We start from the raw sequence: 6,896 nt of genomic DNA on the forward strand, positions 1-6,896 counted from the left end.
CGGTTGGAGGAGCCGCCGCCGGTGCGTGCGGGCTGGCCGGCCGAGATCCCGGCGGCCACTCCCGCGCCCCGTCCCACGGCCGGCCAGCCCGCACGCACCGGCGGCGGCTCCTCCAACCGCGTCCGCGCCCGTCTCGCCCGCCTCGGCGTCCAGCGCTCCAACCCGTACAACCCGGTCCTGGAGCCCCTGCTGCGGATAGTGCGCAGCAACGACCCGAAGATCGAGACGGCCACCCTCCGCCAGGTCGAGAGCGCCTACCAGGTCGCCGAGCGCTGGCACCGCGGCCAGAAGCGCAAGAGCGGCGACCCGTACATCACGCACCCGCTCGCCGTGACGACGATCCTCGCCGAACTCGGCATGGACCCGGCCACGTTGATGGCGGGCCTCCTGCACGACACCGTCGAGGACACCGAGTACGGCCTCGACCAGCTCCGCCGCGACTTCGGCGACTCCGTGGCCCTTCTCGTCGACGGCGTCACCAAGCTCGACAAGGTCAAGTTCGGCGAGGCCGCGCAGGCCGAGACCGTGCGCAAGATGGTCGTAGCGATGGCCAAGGACCCGCGTGTCCTGGTCATCAAGCTCGCCGACCGCCTGCACAACATGCGCACCATGCGCTACCTCAAGCGTGAGAAGCAGGAGAAGAAGGCGCGCGAGACGCTGGAGATCTACGCGCCGCTCGCCCATCGCCTGGGCATGAACACCATCAAGTGGGAACTGGAGGACCTCGCCTTCGCGATCCTCTACCCCAAGATGTACGACGAGATCGTTCGGCTGGTGGCCGAGCGGGCACCGAAGCGTGACGAATACCTGGCCATAGTGACCGACGAGGTCCAGACCGACCTGCGCGCCGCCCGCATCAAGGCGACCGTCACCGGCCGCCCGAAGCACTACTACAGCGTCTACCAGAAGATGATCGTCCGCGGCCGCGACTTCGCCGAGATCTACGACCTGGTGGGCATCCGCGTCCTCGTGGACACCGTCCGCGACTGCTACGCGGCCCTCGGCACCGTGCACGCGCGATGGAACCCGGTCCCCGGCCGGTTCAAGGACTACATCGCGATGCCCAAGTTCAACATGTACCAGTCGCTGCACACCACGGTGATCGGCCCCAACGGCAAGCCCGTCGAGCTGCAGATCCGCACGTTCGACATGCACCGCCGTGCCGAGTACGGCATCGCCGCGCACTGGAAGTACAAGCAGGAGGCCGTCGCCGGCACCTCCAAGGTGCGCGCGGAGACGCCCAGGACCACCGGCAAGGACGACCACCTCAACGACATGGCGTGGCTGCGCCAGCTGCTCGACTGGCAGAAGGAGACCGAGGACCCGGGCGAGTTCCTGGAGTCCCTGCGCTTCGATCTGTCCCGCAACGAGGTCTTCGTCTTCACGCCCAAGGGCGACGTGATAGCGCTGCCGGCCGGCGCCACCCCGGTGGACTTCTCGTACGCGGTGCACACCGAGGTCGGCCACCGGACCATAGGAGCACGGGTCAACGGGCGGCTCGTACCGCTCGAATCCACCCTGGACAACGGCGACTTGGTGGAGGTCTTCACCTCCAAGGCGCCCGGCGCGGGCCCATCCCGCGACTGGCTCGGCTTCGTGAAGTCGCCGCGCGCGCGCAACAAGATCAGAGCCTGGTTCTCCAAGGAACGCCGCGACGAGGCGATCGAGCAGGGCAAGGACGCCATCGCCCGCGCGATGCGCAAACAGAACCTGCCGATCCAGCGCATCCTGACCGGCGACTCCCTCGTCACGCTCGCGCACGAGATGCGCTACCCCGACATCTCCTCGCTGTACGCGGCGATCGGCGAGGGCCATGTCGCCGCGCAGAACGTCGTACAGAAGCTGGTGCAGGCGCTCGGCGGCGAGGAGGCGGCCACCGAGGAGATCGACGAGAGCGTGCCGCCGGCGCACGGCCGGGGACGCAAGCGCCGGTCGAACGCCGACCCGGGTGTCGTCGTCAAGGGCGTCGACGACGTGTGGGTCAAGCTGGCCCGCTGTTGTACGCCCGTCCCCGGCGACCCCATCATCGGTTTCGTCACGCGCGGTAGCGGTGTATCGGTTCACCGCAGCGACTGCGTCAACGTGGAGTCACTGTCCCGCGAGCCCGAGCGCATCCTTGAAGTCGAGTGGGCGCCCACCCAGTCCTCGGTCTTCCTGGTCGCCATCCAGGTGGAGGCCCTGGACCGCTCCCGGCTCCTCTCGGACGTCACCCGCGTCCTGTCCGACCAGCACGTCAACATCCTCTCCGCGGCCGTCCAGACCTCCCGCGACCGTGTGGCCACCTCCCGCTTCACCTTCGAGATGGGCGACCCCAAGCACCTGGGACACGTCCTGAAGGCCGTCAGGGGCGTGGAGGGGGTCTACGACGTCTACCGCGTGACGTCGGCACGCAACAAGACGTAGGGCATACGCAGAAGGGGCTCCCGTACGGTGCGTACGGGAGCCCCTTCTCGATGCGTGCGGACGGGTCAGCCGCCGAACTCCTGGAGGCCCTTCAGAGCCTGCTCCAGCAGGGCCTGGCGGCCCTCCAGCTCGCGCTGGAGCTTGTCGGCGCGGGAGGTGTTGCCCTGGGCGCGGGCCTGCTCGATCTGGCCCGTGAGCTTGTCCACGGCGGCCTGGAGCTGACCGGTGAGACCCTCGGCACGCGCGCGTGCCTCCGGGTTCGTCCGGCGCCACTCGGCCTCCTCGGACTCCTGGAGGGCCCGCTCGACCGTGTGCATCCGGCCCTCGACCTTCGGGCGGGAGTCACGCGGCACATGGCCGATGGCCTCCCAGCGCTCGTTGATCGAGCGGAAGGCCGCGCGGGCCGCCTTCAGGTCGGTGACCGGCAGGAGCTTCTCGGCCTCCTCGGCCAGCTCCTCCTTGAGCTTCAGGTTCTCCGTCTGCTCGGCGTCCCGCTCGGCGAAGACCGAACTGCGGGCGGCGAAGAAGACGTCCTGGGCGCCGCGGAAGCGGTTCCACAGATCGTCCTCGTGCTCGCGCTGGGCGCGGCCCGCCGCCTTCCAGTCGGCCATCAGCTCGCGGTAGCGCGCGGCCGTGGGACCCCAGTCCGTCGAGGCCGACAGACCCTCGGCCTCGGCGACCAGCTTCTCCTTGGTCTTGCGGGCGTCCTCGCGCTGCGCGTCCAGCGACGCGAAGTGCGCCTTGCGGCGCTTGGAGAAGGCCGACCGGGCGTGCGAGAAGCGGTGCCACAGCTCGTCGTCCGACTTGCGGTCCAGGCGCGGCAGACCCTTCCAGGTGTCCACCAGCGCGCGCAGCCGCTCACCGGCCGCCCGCCACTGGTCGGACTGCGCCAGCTCCTCCGCCTCGACGACCAGCGCCTCCTTGGAGTGCCGGGCCTCGTCGGACTGCTTGGCGCGCTGCTGCTTGCGCTCCTCGCGGCGCGCCTCGACGGTCTCCACCAGCTTGTCCAGCCGAGCCCCGAGCGCCGCCAGGTCGCCCACCGCGTGGTGGGCGTCGACCTGCTCACGGAGATGGTCGACGGCGGCCTGCGCGTCCTTCGCCGACAGGTCGGTGGTCTTCACGCGCTTTTCGAGGAGGCCGATCTCGACAACCAGGCCTTCGTACTTGCGCTCGAAGTAGGCCAGCGCCTCCTCGGGGGAGCCGGCCTGCCAGGAACCGACGACCTGCTCGCCGTCGGCCGTACGCACGTACACGGTCCCCGTCTCGTCGACGCGTCCCCACGGGTCGCTGCTCACAGCGCCTCCTCCACATGATGCCTGCACAGGGCCTCTGTGCCCCCGGGCATCGTCCACAGTTTCGTCACGGCCAACATAGGCGACCGGCGGGTTGCCTGTCCGCATCCCGCGCGACCGAAATTTCGCTGTTGACGGTCAGGATTTCGTGACGGTCGCCTTGTTGATCACGACCGTCGCGTTCGGTGCTCCGTCACCCGCGCCCGTGCTCTCACCGGCGGCCGCGATCTTGTTCAGGACCTTCATCCCGGAGGCCGAGATGGTACCGAACGGGGTGTAACTGGCCGGGAGCTGGCTGTCCTTGTAGACGAGGAAGAACTGGCTGCCGCCGGTGTGCTTCTGACCGGTGTTCGCCATGGCCACCGTGCCCGCCGGGTAGATCCCGCCCTTGAGGCTGGTGTCCTTCAGGTTCTCGTCCGGGATCGTGTAACCCGGGCCGCCGCTGCCCGCGCCCGTCGGGTCGCCGCACTGCAGCACGTAGATGCCGCTGGTGGTGAGCCGGTGGCACTTCGTGTGGTCGAAGAAGCCCTTGCCCGCAAGGAAGTCGAACGAGTTCACGGTGTGCGGCGCGGCCGACGTCTTCAGCGCGATGTCGATGTCACCGCAGGTCGTCGCGAGCTTCATCGTGTACTTCGCCGACTTGTCGATCGTGACCGCCGGCTCCTTCTTCCAGGTCGCCGTCTTGATCTTGCCGGCCGCCGGCTTCGCGCACGGGTCCGGCGCCTTCTTCGTCGCCGAGGCGCTGGGCGTGGGCGTCACGTCCGCGCTCGCGTTGGTCTTGTCGTCGTCGTCTTTCAGGACGCCGGTCGTGTATAGCGCGACACTGCCGATCACGATCACGCCGAGCACCGACGCGATCACCGAGTTGCGCATGCGCGCCTTGCGTCGAGCGGACGTACGCCGCTGCTGCTGCCGCAAGAACTTCTCCCGCGCGAGCTGCCGCTTCCGCTGTTCCTGGGTGACCACCGGATTCTCTCCTCATGCGTCTCGTACGTCGACTGGGACGCGTGCGTCTTGTGAGCCGACCGCCTGCGTGTGCCCCGTACCGTATATGGGTTCGCTGAGGATTCGGCAGCGCCGGTAGGCTCTGACCACTGAGGCAGGGATCCTTATCCCCTCCCGTATCGACACAACGAAGGACGATCGTGCTCATTGCCGGGTTCCCCGCCGGGGCCTGGGGGACGAACTGTTATCTCGTCGCCCCCGCCGCCGGTGAGGAGTGCGTGATCATCGACCCGGGCCATCAGGCCGCCCAGGGAGTCGAGGAAGCGCTCAGGAAGCATCGGCTCAAGCCCGTCGCGGTCGTCCTCACCCATGGCCACATCGACCATGTGGCCTCGGTCGTCCCGGTGTGCGGCGCGCACGACGTGCCGGCCTGGATCCACCCCGAGGACCGCTACATGATGAGCGACCCCGGGAAGGCGCTCGGCCGCTCGATCGGGATGCCGCTGATGGGCGAGCTGACCGTGGGGGAGCCGGACGACGTCAAGGAGCTGACCGACGGGGCGCGGCTCGCGCTCGCGGGACTGGAGTTCTCGGTCGCGCACGCGCCGGGCCATACGAAGGGGTCGGTGACGTTCCGGATGCCCGAGACCACGGAGATCCCCTCCGTGTTCTTCTCCGGGGATCTGCTCTTCGCCGGCTCCATCGGACGCACCGACCTGCCCGGCGGCTCCCACGCCGAGATCCTCGACTCGCTGGCCCGCGTGTGCCTGCCGCTCGACGACTCGACCGTGGTGCTGTCCGGCCACGGCCCCCAGACGACCATCGGCCAGGAGCGCGCCACCAACCCGTATCTGCGGGAAGTGGCCGCCGGCCAGGGAGCTGACGTGAACGCTCCCCGACGAGGAATGTGACGAGATTTTCGTGAGCACCTTTCAGGCCCCCAAGGGCACGTACGACCTGATTCCGCCGGAGTCGGCCAAGTACCTCGCCGTGCGCGAGGCCATCGCCGCTCCGCTGCGCAACTCCGGTTACGGCTACATCGAGACGCCCGGCTTCGAGAACGTCGAGCTCTTCGCGCGCGGTGTCGGCGAGTCCACCGACATCGTGACCAAGGAGATGTACGCCTTCGAGACCAAGGGCGGCGACCAGCTCGCCCTGCGCCCCGAGGGCACGGCTTCCGTACTGCGCGCGGCACTTGAGGCCAACCTGCACAAGCTGGGCAACCTCCCGGTCAAGCTCTGGTACTCGGGCTCCTACTACCGCTACGAGCGCCCCCAGAAGGGCCGTTACCGCCACTTCTCCCAGGTCGGCGCCGAGGCGATCGGTGCCGAGGACCCGGCGCTGGACGCCGAGTTGATCATCCTCGCGGACCAGGCGTACCGCTCCCTGGGCCTGCGGAACTTCCGCATCCTCCTCAACAGCCTGGGCGACAAGGAGTGCCGTCCGGTCTACCGGGAGGCGCTCCAGACCTTCCTCCGGGGCCTGGACCTCGACGAGGAGACCATGCGCCGCGGGGACATCAACCCGCTCCGGGTCCTCGACGACAAACGCCCGGACATCCAGAAGCAGTTGACGGATGCCCCGTTGCTCCGCGACTACCTGTGCGACGCGTGCAAGGCGTACCACGAGGAGGTCCGCGAGCTCATCACGGCTGCGGGCGTCACCTTCGAGGACGACCCGAAGCTGGTCCGCGGCCTGGACTACTACACCCGTACGACCTTCGAGTTCGTCCACGACGGTCTGGGTTCGCAGTCCGCGGTGGGCGGCGGCGGCCGTTACGACGGTCTGTCCGAGATGATCGGCGGGCCCGCACTGCCCTCCGTGGGCTGGGCGTTGGGAGTCGACCGCACGGTGCTGGCGTTGGAGGCGGAGGGCGTCGAACTCGAACTCCCCGCGTCCACCAGCGTGTTCGCCGTCCCGCTCGGCGACGAGGCCCGCCGGGTCCTCTTCACCAAGGTGACCGAACTCCGCAAGCTCGGCATCGCGGCCGACTTCTCCTACGGCTCCAAGGGTCTCAAGGGCGCCATGAAGAACGCCAACCGCAGCGGGGCCCGCTACACGATCGTCGCCGGCGAGCGTGACCTTGCCGAGGGCGTTGTGCAGCTCAAGGACATGGAGTCCGGGGATCAGCGGGCGGTCGGGGTGAACGAGATCGTGGCGGAACTGGAGTCGAAGCTGGGCTGAGGCCTGGTTTTTTTCGCCCCCGCCGCCCCTACCCGTCCCATCCTTCTGGGGCGGAGCCCCAGAAGGATGGGA

The 6,896-nt window shown here is 68.8% G+C and carries 5 protein-coding genes; 3 read left to right on the forward strand and 2 right to left on the reverse strand.

The features are described from left to right. Positions 1–2,403: RelA/SpoT family protein (locus AC31A1_RS43460; RefSeq protein ID WP_489658594.1), on the forward strand; the 2,403-nt coding region annotated here is incomplete at its 5' end. Between the two features lie 65 nt (positions 2,404–2,468). On the opposite strand, the gene AC31A1_RS43465 is transcribed toward AC31A1_RS43460, so the two are convergent. Together AC31A1_RS43465 and AC31A1_RS43470 are read right to left on the reverse strand one after the other, a co-directional pair. Then, positions 2,469–3,698: a DUF349 domain-containing protein gene (locus AC31A1_RS43465; protein ID WP_489658595.1), complete on the reverse strand. Its 1,230-nt coding sequence runs from the start codon at positions 3,696–3,698 to the stop codon at positions 2,469–2,471. A 135-nt stretch (positions 3,699–3,833) separates the two neighbouring features. Then, on the reverse strand, positions 3,834–4,661 hold the full coding sequence (locus AC31A1_RS43470; RefSeq protein WP_489658596.1) for a peptidylprolyl isomerase: 828 nt from the start codon (positions 4,659–4,661) through the stop codon (positions 3,834–3,836). A gap of 179 nt (positions 4,662–4,840) precedes the next feature. Here AC31A1_RS43470 and AC31A1_RS43475 point away from each other — a divergent pair, with 179 nt between their 5' ends. Together AC31A1_RS43475 and hisS are read left to right on the forward strand one after the other, a co-directional pair. Further along, entirely contained in the window at positions 4,841–5,551 is a 711-nt protein-coding gene (locus AC31A1_RS43475) for an MBL fold metallo-hydrolase (protein ID WP_489658597.1), read from the forward strand. Between the two features lie 10 nt (positions 5,552–5,561). After that, positions 5,562–6,824 (forward strand): histidine--tRNA ligase, encoded by a 1,263-nt coding sequence (hisS, locus tag AC31A1_RS43480; RefSeq protein WP_489658598.1) that lies wholly within the window; start codon positions 5,562–5,564, stop codon positions 6,822–6,824. Positions 6,825–6,896: the final 72 nt, after the last annotated feature.

It is taken from the genome of Streptomyces sp. P5F9 (assembly GCF_057961495.1).